General features: G+C 44.7%; 1 protein-coding gene. It reads left to right on the top strand.

The window, feature by feature from the left end:
* A partial coding sequence (locus P3R27_RS14785) for a DNA gyrase subunit A (protein ID WP_301399177.1) occupies positions 1-441 on the top strand: 441 nt, incomplete at both ends.

Genomic DNA, 441 nt, shown 5'->3' with positions numbered 1-441 from the left:
GAAATGCCCAACGGTAAAGAACGGATCTTAGTGACTGAATTGCCGTATATGGTCAATAAAGCGAAGTTGATCGAGCGGATCTCTGAGCTGCACCGTGACAAACGGATCGAAGGAATCACCGATCTGCGGGATGAATCGTCTCGTGAAGGCATGCGGATCGTGATCGACGTTCGTCGCGACGTCAGTGCGTCGGTGATCTTAAACAATCTCTACAAAATGACTGCACTGCAATCTTCTTTTGGCTTTAATATGTTAGCCATTGAAAAAGGCGTGCCGAAGATTTTGAGTTTGAAACGAATTTTAGAAAATTACATCGAGCATCAACAAGAAGTGGTAACTCGTCGGACACAGTTTGATAAAAACAAAGCAGAAGCCCGTGCCCACATCTTAGAAGGGTTACGGATCGCATTGGATCATATCGATGAGATCATTGCTTTGATC

The organism is Enterococcus spodopteracolus, from assembly GCF_030441955.1.
Classification (GTDB): domain Bacteria; phylum Bacillota; class Bacilli; order Lactobacillales; family Enterococcaceae; genus Enterococcus_B; species Enterococcus_B spodopteracolus.
Note: the sequence above shows the minus strand (reverse complement) of the source record. Positions and strands in the feature narration are given on the sequence as shown.